The following is a 19,685-nucleotide window of genomic DNA, read 5'->3' as shown; positions in this document are numbered from 1 at the left end:
CCCCCAGTCCCAGCCCCAGCGTCGTGCCGGACGTGAACGTCACCCCCGGTGTCGTCGGGTTCATCGCCATCGCGCTGGTGGCGATCGCGACGATCGTCCTGGTCGTGGACATGACCCGGCGCATCCGCCGGACGCGCTACCGGTCGGAGATCCGCGAGCGTCTCGAGGCGGAAGCGAACGGCACCGCGGTCGACGGTCCGGCGACGGACGAGTCGGAGCGGCGTGCGGCCGAGGACGGCCGAGCCGACGTCGGGGACGACACCGAGCGCGGTTGACCCGCTAGCGCCTGACGGAACCGGGCGTACCTGGGCGGATCGGGCGTACCTGGTCGAAAGTTCCGGGTGAGTACGCCCGGAACGACCAGGCATCGCGCGCGTTCTGGGAAGGAACGTGCGACCGTCAGCGCACCGGGTCCAGGGCGACGATGAGCACGCCGACCCACTGCGCGCCGAAGGCCACGACCGTCAGGGCGTGGAACACCTCGTGGAAGCCGAACTGGGTGGGCACCGGGTTCGGCCGCTTGAAGCCGTAGACGAGCGCGCCGATGATGTACGCGACACCGCCGGACAGGATGAGCACGGTCATCGGGACGCTCGCCGCGAAGAACTGCGGCAGCAGCCCGAGCGCCGCGCAGCCGAGCACCAGGTAGATCGGCACGTACAGCCACCGGGGCGCGTTGATCCACAGCACCCGGAAGGCGATGCCGAGGGCGGCGCCGGACCACATCACCCAGAGCACGACCACCATCAGGGTGTGCGGCAGGGCGCAGATCGCGATCGGCGTGTAGGTGCCGGCGATGAGCAGCAGGATGTTCGTGTGGTCGATGCGCTTGAGCACCGCCTTGACGGTCGGCCCCCACGGGAACCGGTGGTACGTCGCGGAGACCCCGAACATGGCCAGCGACGTGGCCATGAACACCGCGCTGCCGACCTTCGCCGCGGTGCTGTCGGCCAGGGCGATGAGGACGATGCCCATCGCGATGGCGAACGGGAACGCACCGAGGTGGATCCACCCGCGCCAGGCGGGGCGGGTGTCCTCCGTGGTCGTCGCGGCCTCTTCGGTGAACGGGACGTGGGGGAGGGTGGCGGTCTCGTGCTCGTCCTGCATGTGCCGACTGTAAGCCCCGTGCCCGAACGGATGCCACGAGTTCTGGGGGAGCCGCACTCGGGACGCTCCGACCGACGGTGCACTACGCTCGGTGCGTGACCGGCAGGGTGGGATGGGCAGGACGAGGGATCCTCTACCGCGCCTACCAGAGCCGCATCCGCCGCCAGATCGAGGGCAGCGCGAAGCCGAAGCACGTCGCCATGATCGTCGACGGCAACCGTCGGTGGGCGAAGCAGCTCGGGCTCGAGTCCGCCGCGCACGGCCACCGCGCCGGCGCCGCGAAGATCCCGGAGTTCCTGACCTGGTGCGACGAGCTCGGCATCGAGGTCGTGACGCTGTACCTGCTCTCCGCCGACAACCTGACCGGTCGTGCCGGAGCGGAACTCAGCGAGCTCGTCGGCATCATCGGCGACCTGGCCGGGGTACTCGCCGACACCACGGACTGGCGCGTGCAGCACGTCGGGTCGAACGAGGGCCTGCCCGACTCGCTCGTGTCCGCGCTCGCGCAGGCCGAGGAGCGCACCGCCGGCCGGACCGGACTCCACATCAACCTGGCCGTCGGGTACGGCGGGCGCCGCGAGATCGCCGACGCCATGCGCAGCATCGTGGAGTCGCACGGCGCGGGTGGCGGCACGATCGACACCCTGGCCGAGGTCCTGACCCCCGAGCTCATCGGCGACCACCTGTACACGCAGGGCCAGCCCGACCCCGACCTGGTGATCCGGACCTCGGGTGAGCAGCGGCTGTCCGACTTCATGCTGTGGCAGAGCGCGCACAGCGAGTTCTACTTCGTCGAGGCGCTCTACCCCGACCTGCGCGAGGTCGACTTCCTGCGCGCTGTCCGCGACTTCGGGCTGCGGTCGCGACGCTTCGGCGGCTGACGCTTCCTCGCTACTGCGCGGATCGGCCTGGGTTCGCTGACGTTCAGTGATCCCAGTAGGCTCTCAGGGTTCGACACTGTGAAAGGTGCTCCCCTGTGAACATCGACGAGTACGCCGCCGGCTTCTCCGAGGACCCCGGCTACCTCGACCACGCTGCGTTCGGCCCCGTGCAGACCGCCGTGCTCGAGGAGCAGCGCGTGCTCGGCACGATCCAGGAGCACATGCGCTTCGGCGCCATGGAGACCCTCGACGAGCAGGACGCCCGAGTCCGCACGGTCGCGGCCCGCTTGGTCGGTCGCCGCGAGGACCAGGTCGTCTCGCAGACCGCGACGACGCCCGGCCTGCTGCACACGGCCTTCGGCCTGACCGGCGGCGTGCTGGTGTCGGCCGACGAGTACCCCTCGCTGCCGCTCGCGCTGGCGAGCGCCGCCTCGGCGACCGGCGGCCGCGTCCAGCCCGTCGTCCTCGAGTCCGGTGCCGGGTGGATGACGCCCTCGCTCATCCAGGAGCGCCTGACCGACGACGTGACGGCCGTGGCGGTGTCGCTGGTCGACTGGCGCACCGGCTACCTGGCCGACCTCGCCGGCATCCGCGAGGTCATCGGCGACCGCCTGCTGATCCTCGACGCGATCCAGGGCTTCGGAGTCGTCGACGCCCCCTACGAGATCGCGGACGTCGTCGCGACCGGCGGCCAGAAGTGGCTGCACGCAGGCTGGGGCACGGGCTTCACCGCCTTCAGCGACCGTGCCCTGAACCGCCTGCGTCCGGCGCTGTCCGGCCCGCACGGCACCACCGGCTGGCCCGTGGACGTCCCCGCCGTGCGCCCGGGTGCCGCCGGGTACCAGATGACCCGCATCGACCCCATCGCGCAGGCCCGCCTCGCGGTGTCGCTGGACCGGCTGACCGCCGTCGGTGTCGCCGCCGTGCAGGAGCGCGTCACCGAGCGCGTCGAGCGCGTGTTCGCGATCGCGGACGAGTTCGGGCTCGAGGTCGAGTCCAGCCGCGACCCGCGCGAGCGCGCCGGCATCGTCGTGCTGCGGCCGGCCGAGGGGCGCCTGACCGCGCTGTCCGCGGCGCTGCACAACCACGGTGTGACGGCGACGACGCGGCTCGGCGTCGCGCGGGTGTCGGTGTTCGCATCGACGACGGACGAGACGCTCGACATGTTCCGGGACGCCTGCGTCTCGTACGCCACGCTGCAGTAGCGCGCGCCCGCCAGGCGGACGGGAGGCGCGGGGCGGCGCCGCCACGGGCCTCCCCTCTGTCGAGTGGTCGCGAACTGTCGGCTCGCGCGGTCGCAGCCGACAGTTGGTGACCACTCGACGCCGTCCGCGCGACGAGTCGCGACCAACGGGCGGCCTGGAGGCGCGGTGCCCGGCCGCCACGGGCCTCCTGTCGGCCACCCGCGAGGGTCACGACGCACCGCGCACGTCCGTCGACTGGTCACCGTCTGTCGGGCGGCACAGCCGCAGCCCACAGCTCGTGACCGGTCAACTGCCGGTGTCACGTTGTTCACGTGACCGTAACGCCGGAAACCGCGTGTCGCTGGCGGGGTGTCGGAGGGCGGACGTACGTTGTCCCCATCGGGCACCGCGCCCGATCGAAGCGGCCACAGTCGGTGCTTCGGGACCCGCTCCACGGCCGCGTTCGAGGACATGGACCGGGCTGCTCGCGGCCCGGGGATGGAGTGGTCGTGACCTCTCAGAACGTCTCTCGCGGAACCCAGCACCAGCCCACCGCGGACTCGTCCACGTCGGTCGCCCAGCGCACGTACGTGCTCGACACATCGGTGCTCCTCAGCGATCCGCGGGCCTTGTTCCGCTTCGCCGAGCACGCGGTGGTCCTGCCCGTCGTGGTCGTCAGCGAACTCGAGTCGAAGCGCAACGACCCGGAGATCGGGTACTTCGCGCGGCAGGCCCTGCGGCTGCTGGACGAGATGCGCATCGAACACGAACGGCTCGACTTCCCGATCGCGCTCGGTGACGGCGGTTCCTTCCGCGTCGAGCTGAACCACTCCAACCAGTCCGTCCTGCCGTCCGGGCTGCAGCTCGGCGACAACGACTCCCGCATCCTCGCCGTCGCCTCGAACCTGCAGAACGACGGGCTCGACGTGGTCGTCGTGTCGAAGGACCTGCCCCTGCGCGTCAAGGCGTCGTCGATCGGCATGGCGGCCGAGGAGTACCGCGCCGAGCTCGCGGTCGACTCCGGCTACACCGGCATCGCCGACCTGCAGGTCTCGGGCGAGCAGATGGCCGACCTGTACGAGAAGGAGGAGATCCGCTCCGTCCAGCTCGACGGCGTGCCGGTCAACACCGGAGTCGTCATCCACTCCGAGCGCGGTTCGGCCCTCGGTCGCGTGCACACCGCCGGTTCCGTCGCCCTGGTCCGTGGCGACCGCGAGGTCTTCGGGCTGCGCGGCCGGTCCGCCGAGCAGCGGCTCGCGATCGACGCCCTGCTCGACTCCGAGATCGGCATCGTGTCCCTGGGCGGCAGCGCCGGCACGGGCAAGTCAGCGTTGGCCCTGTGCGCCGGGCTCGAAGCAGTGCTCGAGCGGCAGCAGCACAAGAAGATCATGGTGTTCCGGCCGCTGTACGCCGTGGGTGGCCAGGACCTCGGGTTCCTGCCCGGTGACGCCGGCGAGAAGATGAACCCGTGGGCGCAGGCGGTCTACGACACCCTCGGGTCGGTGGTGTCCGACAACGTCCTCGACGAGGTGATCGAGCGCGGCTTGATCGAGGTCCTGCCGCTCACGCACATCCGCGGTCGGTCCCTGCACGACGCGTTCGTGATCGTCGACGAGGCGCAGTCGCTCGAACGGAACGTGCTGCTCACCATGCTCTCCCGCATCGGGCAGAACTCCCGCGTGGTGCTCACCCACGACGTCGCGCAGCGCGACAACCTGCGGGTCGGACGGCACGACGGCATCGCGAGCGTCATCGAGCGGCTCAAGGGCCACCCGCTGTTCGCCCACGTCACGCTGACCCGGTCGGAGCGCTCCGCGATCGCCGCCCTCGTGACGGACCTGCTGGACTCGCCCGACCTGGTCTAGGTCCGTCGGCCGAGACTCGGCCTGAGCGACAGTTCTCGCGCGCACCGGCGCGAGAACTGTCGCTCACCGCGAGACTTGCCCGCGGCAGGAGCTCAGTTCGGGTGGGTCATGGACAGGACGTCCAGTGCCGCGTCGAGCTGCTCCTCGGTGACCTCGCCACGCTCGACGTGTCCGAGTGCCACGACGGCCTGGCGGACGGTGATGCCCTCGGCGACGGCGTACTTCGCGACCCTGGCCGCGGCCTCGTAGCCGATGACCCGGTTGAGCGGGGTGACGATCGACGGCGACGACTCGGCGAACGCCCGGGCCCGCTCGAGGTTCGCCTGCAGCCCGTCGATGGTCTTGTCGGCCAGCACCCGCGAGCTGTTCGCCAGCAGGCGGATCGACTCGAGCAGCGCCGTCCCCATCACGGGGATCGCGACGTTGAGCTCGAACGCACCGGACGCACCCGCCCAGGCGATGGTGGCGTCGTTGCCGATGACCCGCGCGCCCACCATCAGGGTGGCCTCGGGGATGACCGGGTTGACCTTGCCGGGCATGATCGACGAGCCCGGCTGCAGGTCGGGGATGTGCAGTTCGCCGAGCCCGGTGTTCGGGCCGGACCCCATCCAGCGCAGGTCGTTGTTGATCTTCGTCAGGCTGACCGCGAGCACCTTGAGCGCCCCTGAGGCCTCGACCAGGGCGTCGCGCGCGCCCTGGGCCTCGAAGTGGTCGACGGCCTCGGTGATGGGCAGGTCGGTGTCGCTCGCGAGCTGGGCGATCACCCGCTGCGGGAAGCCCTTCGGGGTGTTGATGCCGGTGCCGACGGCGGTGCCGCCGAGCGGGACCTCGGCGACGCGGGGGAGCGTCGCGGTGACCCGCTCGATGCCCAGGCGGATCTGGCGTGCGTAGCCACCGAACTCCTGGCCGAGGGTGACCGGGGTGGCGTCCATCAGGTGCGTGCGGCCGGACTTCACGGCGTCGGCCCACAGCGTCGCCTTGGCCTCGAGCGACTCGGCGAGGTGCTCGAGCGCCGGGACGAGCGAGCGCAGCAGGGCTTCGGTCACGGCGACGTGCACCGAGGTCGGGAACACGTCGTTCGACGACTGCGAGGCGTTGACGTGGTCGTTCGGGTGCACCGCGGTGCCGCCGATGTCCGACGCCAGCGTGGCCAGGACCTCGTTCATGTTCATGTTCGACGAGGTACCGCTGCCGGTCTGGTAGACGTCGACCGGGAACTGGTCGTGGTGCTGCCCACCGATGATCAGGTCCGCCGCGCCCGCGATGGCGTCGGCGACGGCGGGCTCGACGATGCCGAGCTCGCCGTTAACGACGGCCGCGGCGCGCTTGATGCGGGCGAGCGCCACGATCTGGGCCGACTCGAGCCCGGTGCCCGAGATGGGGAAGTTCTCGACAGCGCGCTGGGTCTGGGCGCGGTACAACGCCGACTTCGGCACCCGCACCTCGCCCATGGTGTCGTGCTCGATGCGGAACTCGGTCTCGGTGGTGTCGGTCACGTCGTCGTGGTCCTTCCTGGGGTGCTCGCCGGACGCGGTCGCGTCGGGGGACTGCGCCGGCGCACGAGGTCTCCGTGGGTCACGGAACCGGCGCCGGGCGTCTCGTTCGACTGTACCGGTGCGACGGATGTGGGACGTGCGGGTGCGGCGCCGAGGGGCCGTCAGGCGTTGCCGACCACCGTGTCGATCGTGACCTCGCCCGTGCCGAGGTCGTAGGTCGCGCCGACGACGGCCAGCCGGCCCTCGGCGATCGCGTCGGACACGGCACCGGAGCGCTCGAGCACCTGGCGGAGCGTTGCCTCGAGGTGGGCGGCGCCGATCGCTTCCTGCGGGAGCTCGGCGTCGGTGGCACGGACCTTCTCGACGCTCGGGGCGATGGCGTCGACCAGGGCCTGCAGGTGCGGCGCGGGGACCGGCTCACCCGATCGGGCCGCGGCGACGGCACCGCACCGGGTGTGGCGCAGGACGACGACGAGCGGGGTGCCGAGCGCGACGACCGCGAACTCGATCGACCCGAGCACGACGTCGTCGACGATCTGCCCGGCGTTGCGGATGGCGAAGAGGTCACCGATGCCCGCGTCGAACACGTGCTCGAACGGCACGCGCGAGTCGGAGCAGCCGAGGACGGTCGCGAACGGCGCCTGCGACCCCTGGAGCTCGGTGCGGCGGTCGGGGTCCGTGCGGCCCATGCGGCGCTTGTCGGCGGCGAAGCGGGCGTTGCCGTCGACGAGCAGGCGCAGGGCGTCGGACGGGGTGGAGGCGGCGCGGTCGGGCATGGGGCTCCTCGGATCGGGTCGGATCAGGTCGAGTGGTCGGGCTGCGGGGTGTCCGGCAGGATTCGTCCGGCGGTCGCTACTGGGAGAACTGCTTCGTCACGGCCGTGGCCACGGTGCGGTACGACGAGTCGTCGGCGGTGCCGGAGAGCACGATCGTGTTGGCGCCGAACGTGGACACGAGCGAGTACGCGTGGTTGCCGGCGTCGGAGCCCTCGGCCCGTCGGTCGTACACGGTCCACTTCGTGCCGTCGATGACGCGGGTGCCGGTCGACGGTCGCTGGTCGAGCTGGTTCGAGACCCACGAGCCGTTGGCGTCCACGCCCTGCTGCAGGCTGAGGTACTGCTTGTCCGGCGTCACGAACCCGACGGTCCAGACGTCGACGTCGTCCGAGGTCTTGTCGGAGAAGTCGGCCCGGTTCGACGTGAAGCCGCTCGGCAGGTCGGGGGCGGCGAGGGTGATGTCGCCGACGTGGGCATCGGCCGCGATCTGCTGGTAGTCGACGGAGCGGTCGACCGTGGTGTTCGGCCGCACGACCACGGCGACGAGGAACAGCACGATGCCGAGCGACGCGATGAGCGCGATCACGAGGTTGAAGGCCGTCTGGTGCTGGCGGCGAGCGGTCCGTGCAGCGTCCTTGCGTGCCCAGGTCTCCTCTGCCGTCTCGGGTCGGCCGAGCTCGGCGACGATCGGGCGACCGTTCGCGTCGGTCATCGGGCGGAGCCGTCCTCGGCGCTGCTGGCCGCGCGGGCCGCGTCGAGCCGGGCGCGAGCGCCGACGAGCCACTCTTCGCAGCGGGCGGCCAGGGCCTCGCCGCGCTCCCAGAGCGACAGCGAGCGCTCGAGGGTCGCGGAGCCCTGTTCGAGCTCGCTCACGACACGCACGAGTTCGTCGCGGGCTGCTTCGTAGCTCAGCGACTGGACGTCGGTCTGCTCGGGTTCCTGCTGGGATGGCACGACTCGATCCTACCGAGGGTCCACCGACTGACCGACGTGCCCGCTGCGCCTGGGGAGAACACCGGCCGGTAGGGTCGCGCCATGACAGATCTCCCCGAGGGCGTGGACTGGTACCCGGCACCGGACGGACCGAGCGCTGGGCGCGACGGGCTGCCGGGCCGCCCCTCGCTCGCGGTCGTCCTGCCCGGGGGTGGGTACGGCATGCACGCCCCGCACGAGGGGGAGGGGTACGCCCGCTGGCTGAACGGGATCGGCATCGACGCGGTCGTGTTCGCGTACCCGCTCGCCCCGCACCGCCACCCGGACGCCGTGGTGGCGACCCGAGCGCTCGTCCGTGACCTGCGTGCCGGACGCTGGGCGGGCCTCCCGTCCGATCCGCGGATCGTCGTGATCGGTTCGTCGGCAGGCGGGCACCTGGCGGCCCTCGTGTCGAACGCACCGACGCCGGCCGAGCGCGCCGTGTCGGACGTCGACGACCGGCCCGACCTGACGGTGCTCTGCTACCCGGTGACGTCGATGACGGACCACCCGCACGTCGGCAGCGCCGACAACCTGCTCGGACCGGGCGCGAGCGTCCGCGAGCGGTCCGCGGTGGACGCGGACCTGCTCGTCGACGACCGGACTCCGCCGACCTTCCTGTGGCACACGGCCGAGGACGAGCACGTGCCGGTGACGCACTCGCTGTCCTACGCACACGCGCTGGCGCGGCACGGGGTGCCGTTCGACCTGCACGTGTTCGAGCGCGGGGTGCACGGCATCGGGCTCGCCGAGGGCCTCGGGCCGGCCGAGGCGTGGAGCACGCTGGCGACGACCTGGCTGCGCGACCGCGGCTGGTGACCAGGCCGTCGGCGACCCCGACGCGTCAGGCAGCCGACCCCGAGCCCGACCCGTCCGGACCCGGCCCGTCGGGCTCCAGCGTTCCGGTCGCCGTCCCCGCGCCGAGCGTGACGTGCACCGGCGTCTGCCCGGTCAGGTCGTCGGACGACCGCACCACGCCGCCGTCGGCCCGCTGCACGATCGCGTAGCCGCGGCGCAGGGTGTCGCGCGGCGACAGCGCACGGAGCCTGGCGGTCAGGTGCCCGACCTCGGAGTGGCCCCGCTCGAGCCGACGGTCGAGCAGCTCCCGCGACCGAGAGAGGTCACGAGCGACCTCTTCCGCACGGGTGTCGACGAGCCACGCCGTCGACGCGAGCGCCGGGCGCGACCGGAGTGCGGCGATCCGGTCGGCCTCGACCGCGAGCGTCTGCGACAGCCGCAGGCCGATGCGCGCGCGGGCCTGCCGGACGTTCGCGAGCTCTTCCGCGACGTCGGGCACGACGCGCTTGGCGGCGTCGGTGGGGGTCGAGGCGCGGAGGTCCGCGACCTCGTCGAGGATGGGACGGTCGGCCTCGTGCCCGATGGCCGACACGATCGGGGTGCTCGCCGCTGCTGCTGCGCGCACGAGACCTTCGTCGCTGAAGCCGAGCAGGTTCTGGAAGTCGCCGCCACCGCGCGCGATGATGATGACGTCGACCGTCGGGTCGGCGTCGAGCTCGAGGATCGCCGCCGTGACCTCGCCCACGGTCCGCTCGCCCTGCACCGCGGTGTGGACGGTGCGGAACTCGACCTGCGGCCACCGGAGCTGCGCGTTGCGCTTGACGTCCTTCTCGGCGTCGGAGTCCTTGCCGGTGATCAGGCCGATGCGGTGCGGCAGGAACGGCAGTCGCTTCTTGCGAGCGGGGTCGAACAGCCCCTCTTCGCCCAGGGTCCGGCGCAGGCGTTCGAGCCGTTCGAGCAGGTCACCGAGGCCGACGTGCTTCATCTCGACGACCTGCATGGTCAGCGAGCCGCCCTTGACCCAGTAGTTCGGCTTGACCGCTGCGACGACCCGGTCGCCCTGCTTGATGTCCGCCGGCACCCTGGACCGCACGCTCGACCAGATCGAGAACGAGACCGTCGCATCGACCTCGACGTCCTTGAGCTTGCCGTACACGTTGCCGCCGGCGACGTTCCACTGCGTGATCTCGCCCTCGATCCACGCGGTGCCGAGCCGGTCGATCCAGTCGCGGAGCTTCGCGCCGAGGAGCGCGACCGGCCACGGGTTGTCGGCCGTCGGCGGGCCTTGTTCGATCGCCATGTCGCTCCTTCTCGTGCGGGACGTCCATCGTGCCCGACACCGGTGACAGCGGGCGAGCGGCGGGTTCTCCACAGCCGGCGCTCGCGCCCAGGTCGCGTGCGTCCCGCTCACCTATCATCGGGGACGTGACGATCACCAACGGCCACACGGTCCCGCTCGCCCCACCGCGTGTGCACGCGGCGCGTGGGCGACTGCGTGACGAGCCGGTCGCCGGTCCGAAGAAGGTGCTGCTCGCGGCACCCCGTGGCTACTGCGCCGGGGTGGACCGGGCGGTGGTGGCGGTCGAGAAGGCGCTCGAGCAGTACGGCGAGCCCGTCTACGTCCGCAAGCAGATCGTCCACAACGTCCACGTCGTGTCGACCCTCGAGCAGCGCGGTGCGGTGTTCGTCGACGACGTCGCCGAGGTCCCGCGCGGTTCGCACGTCGTCTTCAGCGCCCACGGCGTCTCACCCGCCGTCGTCGCCGGTGCCGCCGACCGCGACCTGCATGCCATCGACGCCACCTGCCCCCTGGTCACCAAGGTCCACCGCGAGGCCACCCGGTTCGCCAAGGCCGAGCGGACCATCATCCTGATCGGGCACACCGGCCACGAAGAGGTCGAGGGCACGATGGGCCACGCCCCCGACCGCACGATCCTGGTCAACGGCCCGGACGACGTCGCCGCGCTCGACGTCCCCGATCCCGACAACCTCGTCTGGTTGTCGCAGACCACGCTGAGCGTCGACGAGACGATGGAGACCGTCCGCCTGCTGCGCGAGAAGTACCCGACCATCCAGGATCCGCCGTCCGACGACATCTGCTACGCCACCCAGAACCGCCAGGTCGCGATCAAGAAGGTCGCCCAGGGCACCGACCTGGTGATCGTCGTCGGCTCCGCGAACTCGTCGAACAGCGTCCGTCTGGTCGAGGTCGCCCTGGAGCACGGGGCGAAGTCCGCGCACCGCGTCGACTACGCGGAGGAGATCCGCCAGGAGTGGCTCGACGGCGTCGCCACCGTCGGCGTCACGAGCGGCGCGTCCGTCCCCGAAGAGCTCGTCGCCGAGGTCCTCGAACAACTCGCCGACGCCGGGTACGGCGCCGTGGAAGAAGTCGTGACCGCACACGAAGACCTGATGTTCTCGCTCCCCAAGGAGCTCCGCACCGACGCGTCGGGCAACCCGACGCGCGCGCTCGGCGGGCGTCGGGCATGAGCGGCGCGGACGGCTGGGGCTCGGTGCCGCAGCGCGAGCCGGGTCACGTCGACGACACGGCGGCAGCCGGCCAGGAGGCCCGGGGCACGTCCCCGACGACGGCCGCCGGTGCCGTCAGCGGCCGGGTCCACGGCCGACCCGCCCCCGCGTACGGCGAGTACGCGCCCGAGGGATGGGTCAACCCGGTCCTGGTCGAACAGGAACGTCAGGAGCGCGAGCAGCAGGAGCGCGACCGCCGCCAGCAGGCGGCGAGCCAGGCCGGGCAGGACGGCGCGACCGCGTACCGGTCCGGTGCCGGTGCGCCGACCGGCGCCGTGCCTCCAGGCCGACCCGGCGCATCCGGCGACCCGACCACGGGCGGGTCGCAGCGGTCCGCGTCGACGAGCCGGTTCGGCCGCACGCCCGCCGACTTCGTCCTGACGGTCGGGCTGCTCGCCTTCGGACTCATCTCCGTGGTGCAGTCCCTCGCGGTGACCAACGTCGCGTCGACGGTGCGTCGGACCCTCGAGACGCAGTACACAGCGCTGAACGACCCGAGTGCACTGAGCGGTGCCGCGATCATCGGGGCGATCACGAACGTCGTGGTCTTCGCGCTCGTGGCGTGGTGGTCGATCCGCCGGCTCCGGGCACGCAAGCGCACGTTCTGGGTGCCGATCGTCGGCGCGGTCGTGGCCACGTTCGTGAGCACCATCGCGTTCGTCGTCGTGGTGTTCCAGGACCCGCAGTTCGTCGAGTTCATGATGCGCCAGGCCGGCGCCTGACCGTCTGACCGCCAGGCTGGTCGCGGCGCTGGCATCCGCGCGTCGAGTGGTCGCAACACGCCGCATGCCCGCCGTCGAGCGGTCACGAAGTGTCGTCCGGCGCCGGCGCTCCCGACGGTTCGTGACCGCTCGGTCCTGCGCGCGCGGGGAGTCGCGACCACCCCAGCCCGCAGACGCCGGGCGGGGCTCAGCCGGGCGGGCTCAGCCGGCCAGGGCTCAGCCTGCCAGGAACGCCGCGACGGCGCCGTGGAGTGACGCCAGGTCCTCGACGTGCACGAGCTCGCGGATCGAGTGCATCGACAGCAGCCCGACGCCGATGTCGATCGTCGGGATCCCGAGCCGGGTCGCCGCGATCGGGCCGATGGTCGAGCCACCGGGGATCGTGTTGACGTTGACGAACGGCTGCCACGGCACCCCGGCGGTGTCGCACGCGGCGGCCCAGACGGCCTCGCCCTTGGCCTCGGTCATGTAGCGCTGGTTCGCGCTGATCTTCAGCAGCGGACCGGCACCGGGGCGTGGACGGTTCGTCGGGTCGTGCTTCTCCGGCTGGTTCGGGTGCACCAGGTGCCCGGCGTCGCTCGACAGCAGCCACGAGGCGCGGAACGCCCGGGCGGCCTCGGAGCGGGTGGCGCCGAGACCCTCCTGCACGCGGCCGAGGACGTCCTCGAGGAACGGGCCACCGGCACCGGACGGGGTCGAGGAACCGATCTCTTCGTGGTCGAACGCCGCGAACACGGGGATGTGGTCGCCGTCGACCGGGGCGTCCACGATGCCGCGGAGCCCGGCGTGCACGCTCGTCAGGTTGTCCATCCGGCCCGACGCCAGGAACTCGCGCTCGATGCCGATGCGGGCGGGGGCCTGGGTGTCGGCGAGGAAGAGGTCCCACGAGACTGCATCGTCTCCGAGGCGAGCGCGCAGCCACTCCACGACCGAGGTCCCTCCGGCGTCGCCGTCCACGCCGACGATCGGCAGCGTGTGGCGTTGGCGGTCGATCTCCTTGCCGTCGTTCACCCCGCGGTCGAGGTGGATCGCGAGGTTCGGGATGCGGGCGACCGCGTCGGTGCTGACGAGCCGCACGCTGCCGTCGGCGTCGACGACCCGGCCGGCGATGCGCAGGTCGCGGTCGAACCACGTCGACAGGAGCGCGCCGCCGTAGACCTCGACGTTCAGCTGCTCCCACCCGCCGGTGCGGACTCCGGGGTTCGGCTTGATCCGGAACCCGGGGGAGTCGGTGTGGGCGCCGAGGATCCGGAACGGGGTCGTCGCCGTTGCACCCTCCGGCAGGCGCCACGCGATGACCGCACCGTCGCGGACCACGACGTACGCGCCGGGTTCGGTCGGCCACGCGTCGAGCTCGGACAGCTCGGTGAACCCGGCTGCGACGAGGCGGTCACGGGCGGCCGCTGCCGCGTGGAACGCGGTGGGCGACTCGGTGACGAACTGGGCGAACTCGGAGGCGATGGCGTCGACGGTCACCTGCCCATCGTGGCATGCGGTGGAGGCGGCCGGACGCAGAACGGGGCACGTCCGTCGGACGCGCCCCGTTCCTCCTGGCAGTTGCTCCCGGTGTCAGCCCTTGGTGTGACCGGCGGAGCCGAGCACCTTCGCGGCCTCGCCCACGCGAGCCGCCATGGCGGACTCGGCGACCTTGCCCCAGGCGCGGGGGTCGTACTGCTTCTTGTTGCCGACCTCGCCGTCGATCTTCAGGACACCCTCGTAGTTCCGGAACATCGAGTCCGCGATCGATCGGGTGAACGCGTACTGCGTGTCCGTGTCGATGTTCATCTTGATGACGCCGTTGCGGACGGCCTCGTGGATCTCGTCGTCGGTCGAGCCGGAGCCGCCGTGGAAGACGAGGTCGAGGGGGTTCTCGCCGGTGCCGTGCTTGGCCGCGACCGAGGCCTGGATCTCGCCGAGGAGCTCGGGGCGGAGCTTGACGTTGCCCGGCTTGTAGACGCCGTGCACGTTGCCGAAGGTGAGCGCGGCGATCCAGCGACCCTTGTCGCCCAGGCCGAGCGCGTCGACGACCTTCTCGACGTCGTTCGGGGTCGTGTACAGGGCGTCGTTCGTGCCCTCGTGCTCGACGCCGTCCTCTTCGCCGCCGACGACACCGATCTCGACCTCGAGGATCGCGTTGATGTTCCGCGTCTTCTCGAGCATGGTCTTCGCGATCTCGATGTTCTCGTCGAGCGGCACGGCCGAGCCGTCCCACATGTGCGACTGGAAGATCGGGTTGCGCCCGGCGCGGACCTCTTCCTCGCTCGCTGCGATGAGCGGCAGGACGAAGCCGTCGAGGGCGTCCTTCGGGCAGTGGTCGGTGTGCAGCGCGACCGTGATGTCGTAGTTCTTCGCGACCTCGTGGGCGAACTTCGCCATCGCGAGGGCACCGGCGGCACGGTTCTTGATCGTCTGGCCGGCGAAGTAGTCGGCACCGCCCGTCGTGACCTGGAGGATGCCGTCCGAACCGGACTCCTGCAGGCCCTGGAGGACCGCGTTGATGGTCTGCGACGAGGACACGTTGACCGCGGGGTACGCGAACTTGCCCGCCTTCGCGCGTTCGATCATCTCGGCGTACTGTTCCGGCGTTGCGATGGGCACGTGGATCTCCTTCGACTTCGGTGATGTCCCCGCCGATCGTAGTCAGCCGGACTGGAGTGTGACTCGACGGCGGTCGGTAAGCTTGGGTCGTGACTCCCTCTCCGGAAACCGGCTCCCTGTTCCTCCAGCCCGACCGCAACCTGGCCCTCGAGCTCGTGCGTGCGACGGAGGCCGCCGCGATCCGTGCGCAGCCGTGGGTCGGGCGCGGTGAGAAGAACCTCGCCGACGGCGCCGCGGTCGACGCGATGCGCAAGTTCCTCGGCACGGTGAACTTCGACGGCGTCGTCGTCATCGGTGAGGGCGAGAAGGACAACGCCCCGATGCTCTACAACGGCGAGCACGTCGGCAACGGCCACGGCCCGGCCTGCGACATCGCGGTCGACCCGATCGACGGCACCTCGCTCACCGCCGCCGGCCGCCAGAACGCCATCTCCGTCATGGCCGTCTCGGACCGCGGTTCGATGTACGACCCCTCCGCCGTGTTCTACATGGACAAGATCGCCGCCGGGCCCGAGGGCCGCGGTGTCCTGGACCTCGAGAAGCCGATCGGTGAGAACATCCGCGCGCTGGCGAAGGCCAAGGGCAAGGACCTCGAGGACATGGTCGTGGCCGTGCTCGACCGTCCCCGTCACGACGAGTTGATCCGTGCGATCCGTGCGACCGGTGCAGGCACGCGACTGCTGCTCGACGGTGACGTCGCCGGTGGCATCGCCGCCGCGCTGCCCGGCTCGACGATCGACATGTGCGTCGGCGTCGGTGGCACCCCCGAGGGCATCATCACGGCGTGCGCGATCAAGGCGCTCGGCGGCGTGATCCTCGGCAAGCTCCAGCCCAAGGACGACGAGGAGCGCGAGCGCGCCATCGCCGCCGGCCACGACCTGGACAAGGTCCTCGACCAGGACGACCTGGTCACGGGTGACAACACGTTCTTCGTCGCCACCGGCGTCACCGACGGTGTCCTGGTCGACGGTGTCCGTCGCTCGCGCGGCGTCATCCACACCGACTCGCTCGTGCTGCGGTCGCGCTCGAACACCATCCGTCGCATCCAGGCGGACCACCGCGCGGAGAAGTGGTTCTAGGCCGGACGATCGTCCGCCGCTTCGGGGCGTCGCCGGTCTTCCGGCGGCGCCCCGTTGTACGAGCCCTTGCGTAGGCTCGACGCATGACTGCGACAACGGCACGGATCGTCGGACTGGACACCGCGGGCATCCGCACGCTGCACGCGGAGGCGGACGGCACGGCCGACCGGCTGCCGCACGTCGTGCCGGTGGCGCCCGACCTCGGCGTGATCCTGGCGGACGAGGACGGTGCGATCCTCACCGCGCCGGCGCTCGCCGAGATGGGCTGGGCGGACGACGACGTCCTGCGTGCAGCCGTCGCCGCCGCGCAGGAGCAGGCCGGAGGCGACGTCGCGGTGATCCAGCCCGGAACGATCGTCATCCAGGACCCCGACCTCGCCGTGGTGCTCGTACTCGCACCGCAGGCGTTCCTGGGCATCGAGTTCCGCGGCAGCGCAGTGGTCTTCCCGGTCGCGCCGACGACGTTCATCGTCACCGGCGACCAGGACGAGGACGGGCTCCAGGTCGCGGCCGGTGTCGCCCAGCAGATCCTGGCCGACGACGAGGGCGAGGTCCTGAGCGGACCGCCCATGGTGCTGCGCGGTGACGGGTGGGTGCGGTTCGAGCACCCGTCGCTCGACGGGGAACTGCGGACGATCCGAGCGCTGTGGACGTCGACGGTCGCGAACCTGCAGCAGGACGACCTCCAGGCATCGTTCGATCGCCGGGGCGAGGAAGTGCACGTCGCTGCGGTGTCGGTTGCGCGGCTCGCCGAGGACTCCCCGGCCTTCTCGTACTCGTCGTGGACCCAGGACGTCGAGACGATCGTCGCCGCGGTCGACACCGTGGTGCTCGTCACACTCGACGGCCAGACGCAGCCCGTGCCCTTCGGTCGGCTCCGGGAGTTGGCGACCGACCTGATCGACGAGCTCGACGTCCGCCCCGCCCGGTACCGGCTCCGAGGGTTCCCCGACCTCGGTGCCATCCGCGCAGCCCTCTGACGCGGCCGCGTCGGTGGCACTCGTCCCCGTCGCTGCCCCCTGATATGGTCACACTCGCGCGCTTGTGGACAACGGCGCGAGAGATCGGACCTGGGGAGGAATGATGGGGCGACCGTCGGGGTGGGACGTTGTCGATCAGGGTGATGATCCGGTCAAGGGTGATCCGTCGACGTTGCGGATGATGGCGCGGGAGTACCAGCGCATCTCCGACGCGGCCGATGACGCCTCGACGCGGTTGCAGTCGGTGAAGGGGTCCGGGTGGCTGACCGACTGGGAGGGTGAGGCCGCTGATGTGTTCGTCGACGCGATCGAGGACACCCCGTCGGACTTGACCAAGCTCGTCGATTCGTACGAGCTCGCCGCGACGGCGTTGTCGGGGTGGGCTGACACGGTCGATGACACCCAGTACCGGGCCGATGGTGCGTTGGCGGATGCGAAGGACGCCACCGGGGACCTCGCCGCGGCGCAGGACCGGCTCTCCGATGCGCAGTCGAACCTGTCGCACTACCAGTCGGCGTCGTCCGACCTGTCGAAGGTCGCGGAGAAGTACCCGGCTGGCTCCGAGGTGCCCGAGGGGGTGGACGTGCCGTCGCCGGCGCAGTTGCGGGCGGCGTCCGACAACGCCTCCGTCGCGCAGGGGTCCGTGTCGTCCGCGCAGGGCGACATCGCGGCGGCGCAGTCCCGGATCGACGCGGCGAAGCGGCTCGTGGCGGATGCGAAGGGTGACTGGCAGGACGCGGAGCAGCGGACCGCGACGAAGATCGGTGAAGCGGCTGACGCGGGGCTGGGGAAGCAGTCCACGTGGGACAAGATCTTCGGGTCCGAGGCATGGGAGACCATCGTGTCGGTGGCGAAGGTCGTCGTCGCGGTGGGTGGGATCATCGCGATGATCATCCCGGGGCCGTGGACGTTGATCATCGCGGCGATCGCGCTCGTGGTGTTGGCGGACACGTTGTACAAGATGAGCAAGGGCGAAGCCGACGGGTGGGACCTCGCGTTCTCCCTGCTCGACTGCGTCCCCGCAGCCGGCGCACTGGGGCGGTTGGCGAGTTTGGGCAAGTACGCGAGAGGCATGGGTGGGATCTCTCGCGCAGGCGGCCGGGTCCTCGCCGCGGGAAGATCGGTCATCGGGAAGGCCAAGTCTGCCGTTCCGTTCGGGCGTCGGGTCGAACTGCCCCTCGGCGTCAGGGTCAACCCGAACGGGCGGACCCTGGCACGGACCGCGACCAAGGACGAGAAGGCTGCCTTCGGAGAGCAGCAGATGCACGACCTCTACGCTCGCTCCGGCTTCGACCGGATCGACACGAAGGGCAGCACCAGTGCCAACGGGCTCGACGGTGTCTACTTCAACAAGAAGACCGGCGAGTACGAGATCGGCGAGGCGAAGTTCTCGAAGCACGATGATGCTGCTCCGAACAGCCTGTTGAAGAACACGAAACTGAGCGGGCGTCAGCTGAGTGATCAGTGGATCGACTCTCCAGCAGGGCGGGATGCCTTGACTCGTTTGGAACGAGCCGTGGACGAGCGCCACTTCGACGCGGTCCAGAAGCTGCTCGACGAGGGGAAGCTCCCCCGAAGTGTCGTCGTCGTCGGACATGATGGAGGTTCAACACGATTCATGGTCGATACGGGTGGAAAGGTGATCCCCTGATGCCGCTTTTCCGGCGCAAGACTGCACTCCGGCAGCGGGCCGCCGAGTTCGATGCGCGATACTGGCAAAGCGCCATCGAGGTGACCTCGACCAATTGGGAAGGACGCAAGGCTGCCGCGCAGCGAGCAACCGATCCCACGAAGCGCTTGAGCGCCGTTCGTGGCGAGTGGCACATGGGCCTCCGCTACCTGGCCGCGCAGTACTCCGCGGGCGTCGGCCTGGACGTCATCGGAGATGTCGCTGAATCGGTGGCGGATGCGTACTGCACGTGGGTCGACCTAGCGTCCTCCGACCAGAAGCCGTCGCCCAGCCTCGGCGACGGAAACGAGTACTACATCAGTGTGCTGCGGCTTCTCGGCATCACGATGGGCTGTGGCCGGACGACTCATGCGCGGACGGTCCTCGAGACGGTGGTTCGGCAGGGGGCGGACCCGCTGTTCTCGGCGCTTGCGTCTGCGACCGGACTTCAGCACTCCTGGGATCAGAACAAGCATTCGACGCCGAGGTTCGCGCGGCCCCTGCTCACGGCGCTCGAGCAGCCAGTCGAAGCCAGCCATGCCATCGAGACGTATCTCGCGGACTGGCCATCACGGATGAAACCGATGGATTGGATGGGGTCGCTGGAAGCAGTCGCCCCGGGCGACAGCTACGGTGCGGGATTCGTCGGGTATTGGGCGCTGGAACTGCCGGCGATCGCGAAAGCGACCGACATGCACCTCGTTGAGATGAAATCGCCCTTCCTGCCGCTCGATCTCCTGTAAGAGGAGGGACCCTCCGGACCACATCTGAAATGGCCTACCAGACGGCTCGACGCCGGTGGCGTCATCGCTAGATGCCGCCGTTCACCGACGCGTCACTGACCGTGTGCTGCGCTTTGCTCTGGCGTGCGGTGGGTTGCTCGAGGCCGGACAGTGCGACAGCGCAGAATGACGTGCCTGCCCCAGCTACACGAGTGGAAGTGGAACTCCTCTGGTGAGGGGGCTCGTGGCGTTGTCTTTGGGACCAGGGCGGGTACCGATCCAGTCGGCCAGCATGATCGGAATGGCG

19 protein-coding genes are annotated in these 19,685 nt (G+C 70.7%); 11 read left to right on the top strand and 8 right to left on the bottom strand.

All coding sequences use genetic code 11. From position 1 onward, the window contains the following. Window positions 1-275: hypothetical protein (locus GVL05_RS04705; protein WP_159571736.1), on the top strand; the 275-nt coding region annotated here is incomplete at its 5' end. 124 nt (window positions 276-399) lie between these two features. Here GVL05_RS04705 and GVL05_RS04700 read toward each other — a convergent pair. Continuing rightward, the gene (locus GVL05_RS04700; protein WP_123294746.1) at window positions 400-1,107 is read right to left on the bottom strand and encodes a hemolysin III family protein; all 708 of its coding nucleotides are present in this window, start codon (window positions 1,105-1,107) and stop codon (window positions 400-402) included. A gap of 95 nt (window positions 1,108-1,202) precedes the next feature. Here GVL05_RS04700 and GVL05_RS04695 point away from each other — a divergent pair, with 95 nt between their 5' ends. The 3 genes from GVL05_RS04695 (at window position 1,203) to GVL05_RS04685 (ending at window position 5,037) form a co-directional block, all read left to right on the top strand. Further along, window positions 1,203-1,988: an isoprenyl transferase gene (locus tag GVL05_RS04695; protein ID WP_173170760.1), complete on the top strand. Its 786-nt coding sequence runs from the start codon at window positions 1,203-1,205 to the stop codon at window positions 1,986-1,988. 95 nt (window positions 1,989-2,083) lie between these two features. Then, on the top strand, window positions 2,084-3,193 hold the full coding sequence (locus tag GVL05_RS04690; protein ID WP_159571733.1) for an aminotransferase class V-fold PLP-dependent enzyme: 1,110 nt from the start codon (window positions 2,084-2,086) through the stop codon (window positions 3,191-3,193). A gap of 482 nt (window positions 3,194-3,675) precedes the next feature. Then, complete coding sequence (locus GVL05_RS04685) at window positions 3,676-5,037, top strand: PhoH family protein (protein WP_185021053.1); 1,362 nt, start codon at window positions 3,676-3,678, stop codon at window positions 5,035-5,037. 92 nt (window positions 5,038-5,129) lie between these two features. Here GVL05_RS04685 and GVL05_RS04680 read toward each other — a convergent pair whose 3' ends face one another. From GVL05_RS04680 to GVL05_RS04665, 4 genes are all read right to left on the bottom strand, one after another. Next, complete coding sequence (locus GVL05_RS04680) at window positions 5,130-6,533, bottom strand: aspartate ammonia-lyase (RefSeq protein WP_159571730.1); 1,404 nt, start codon at window positions 6,531-6,533, stop codon at window positions 5,130-5,132. A gap of 161 nt (window positions 6,534-6,694) precedes the next feature. Beyond that, window positions 6,695-7,309 (bottom strand): carbonic anhydrase, encoded by a 615-nt coding sequence (locus GVL05_RS04675; protein WP_111084807.1) that lies wholly within the window; start codon window positions 7,307-7,309, stop codon window positions 6,695-6,697. A 76-nt stretch (window positions 7,310-7,385) separates the two neighbouring features. Further along, a complete protein-coding gene (locus GVL05_RS04670; protein ID WP_159571727.1) occupies window positions 7,386-8,021 on the bottom strand; it encodes a DUF4245 domain-containing protein in 636 nt (211 codons plus the stop codon). Beyond that, a complete protein-coding gene (locus tag GVL05_RS04665; RefSeq protein ID WP_111084805.1) occupies window positions 8,018-8,263 on the bottom strand; it encodes an exodeoxyribonuclease VII small subunit in 246 nt (81 codons plus the stop codon). The genes GVL05_RS04670 and GVL05_RS04665 overlap by 4 nt, the downstream gene beginning before the upstream one ends. A gap of 81 nt (window positions 8,264-8,344) precedes the next feature. Between GVL05_RS04665 and GVL05_RS04660 the strand changes: the two genes are divergently transcribed. Further along, on the top strand, window positions 8,345-9,100 hold the full coding sequence (locus GVL05_RS04660; protein WP_131878237.1) for an alpha/beta hydrolase: 756 nt from the start codon (window positions 8,345-8,347) through the stop codon (window positions 9,098-9,100). A gap of 25 nt (window positions 9,101-9,125) precedes the next feature. On the opposite strand, the gene xseA is transcribed toward GVL05_RS04660, so the two are convergent. Further along, window positions 9,126-10,379, bottom strand: a complete 1,254-nt coding sequence (gene xseA / locus GVL05_RS04655) for an exodeoxyribonuclease VII large subunit (protein ID WP_159571724.1) — start codon at window positions 10,377-10,379, stop codon at window positions 9,126-9,128. A 131-nt stretch (window positions 10,380-10,510) separates the two neighbouring features. On the opposite strand from xseA, the gene GVL05_RS04650 reads away from it, so the two are divergent. Beyond that, window positions 10,511-11,569, top strand: coding sequence for a 4-hydroxy-3-methylbut-2-enyl diphosphate reductase (locus tag GVL05_RS04650; RefSeq protein WP_159571760.1), 1,059 nt, complete (start codon window positions 10,511-10,513; stop codon window positions 11,567-11,569). Beyond that, entirely contained in the window at window positions 11,566-12,330 is a 765-nt protein-coding gene (locus GVL05_RS04645; RefSeq protein WP_159571721.1) for a DUF6264 family protein, read from the top strand. The genes GVL05_RS04650 and GVL05_RS04645 overlap by 4 nt, the downstream gene beginning before the upstream one ends. A gap of 216 nt (window positions 12,331-12,546) precedes the next feature. On the opposite strand, the gene GVL05_RS04640 is transcribed toward GVL05_RS04645, so the two are convergent. Both GVL05_RS04640 and fbaA read right to left on the bottom strand, forming a co-directional pair. After that, the gene (locus tag GVL05_RS04640) at window positions 12,547-13,806 is read right to left on the bottom strand and encodes a M18 family aminopeptidase (RefSeq protein ID WP_131878241.1); all 1,260 of its coding nucleotides are present in this window, start codon (window positions 13,804-13,806) and stop codon (window positions 12,547-12,549) included. A 93-nt stretch (window positions 13,807-13,899) separates the two neighbouring features. Next, window positions 13,900-14,928, bottom strand: coding sequence for a class II fructose-bisphosphate aldolase (fbaA, locus tag GVL05_RS04635; protein WP_123294161.1), 1,029 nt, complete (start codon window positions 14,926-14,928; stop codon window positions 13,900-13,902). Between the two features lie 89 nt (window positions 14,929-15,017). Between fbaA and glpX the strand changes: the two genes are divergently transcribed. The 4 genes from glpX (at window position 15,018) to GVL05_RS04615 (ending at window position 19,399) form a co-directional block, all read left to right on the top strand. Then, window positions 15,018-16,007 (top strand): class II fructose-bisphosphatase, encoded by a 990-nt coding sequence (glpX, locus tag GVL05_RS04630; RefSeq protein WP_159571718.1) that lies wholly within the window; start codon window positions 15,018-15,020, stop codon window positions 16,005-16,007. An 83-nt stretch (window positions 16,008-16,090) separates the two neighbouring features. Then, on the top strand, window positions 16,091-16,987 hold the full coding sequence (locus GVL05_RS04625; RefSeq protein WP_159571715.1) for a hypothetical protein: 897 nt from the start codon (window positions 16,091-16,093) through the stop codon (window positions 16,985-16,987). A 100-nt stretch (window positions 16,988-17,087) separates the two neighbouring features. After that, the gene (locus GVL05_RS04620; protein ID WP_327785631.1) at window positions 17,088-18,638 is read left to right on the top strand and encodes a putative T7SS-secreted protein; all 1,551 of its coding nucleotides are present in this window, start codon (window positions 17,088-17,090) and stop codon (window positions 18,636-18,638) included. Next, the gene (locus tag GVL05_RS04615; protein ID WP_123294158.1) at window positions 18,638-19,399 is read left to right on the top strand and encodes a PoNe immunity protein domain-containing protein; all 762 of its coding nucleotides are present in this window, start codon (window positions 18,638-18,640) and stop codon (window positions 19,397-19,399) included. Before GVL05_RS04620 ends, GVL05_RS04615 begins: the two co-directional genes overlap by 1 nt. Window positions 19,400-19,685: the final 286 nt, after the last annotated feature.

Origin of the sequence: Curtobacterium sp. 18060, from assembly GCF_902706105.1 — a bacterium.
GTDB lineage: Bacteria > Actinomycetota > Actinomycetes > Actinomycetales > Microbacteriaceae > Curtobacterium.
Note: the sequence above shows the minus strand (reverse complement) of the source record. Positions and strands in the feature narration are given on the sequence as shown.

Excerpts from the sequence above, each read along its gene's own strand:
- GVL05_RS04615 (WP_123294158.1), top strand. The coding sequence starts at position 18,638 with ATGCCGCTTTTCCGGCGCAAGACTGCACTCCGGCAGCGGGCCGCCGAG.
- GVL05_RS04645 (WP_159571721.1), top strand. The coding sequence starts at position 11,566 with ATGAGCGGCGCGGACGGCTGGGGCTCGGTGCCGCAGCGCGAGCCGGGT.
- GVL05_RS04700 (WP_123294746.1), bottom strand. The coding sequence starts at position 1,107 with ATGCAGGACGAGCACGAGACCGCCACCCTCCCCCACGTCCCGTTCACC.
- GVL05_RS04660 (WP_131878237.1), top strand. The coding sequence starts at position 8,345 with ATGACAGATCTCCCCGAGGGCGTGGACTGGTACCCGGCACCGGACGGA.
- GVL05_RS04670 (WP_159571727.1), bottom strand. The coding sequence starts at position 8,021 with ATGACCGACGCGAACGGTCGCCCGATCGTCGCCGAGCTCGGCCGACCC.
- xseA (WP_159571724.1), bottom strand. The coding sequence starts at position 10,379 with ATGGCGATCGAACAAGGCCCGCCGACGGCCGACAACCCGTGGCCGGTC.
- GVL05_RS04675 (WP_111084807.1), bottom strand. The coding sequence starts at position 7,309 with ATGCCCGACCGCGCCGCCTCCACCCCGTCCGACGCCCTGCGCCTGCTC.
- GVL05_RS04620 (WP_327785631.1), top strand. The coding sequence starts at position 17,088 with ATGATGGGGCGACCGTCGGGGTGGGACGTTGTCGATCAGGGTGATGAT.
- GVL05_RS04625 (WP_159571715.1), top strand. The coding sequence starts at position 16,091 with ATGACTGCGACAACGGCACGGATCGTCGGACTGGACACCGCGGGCATC.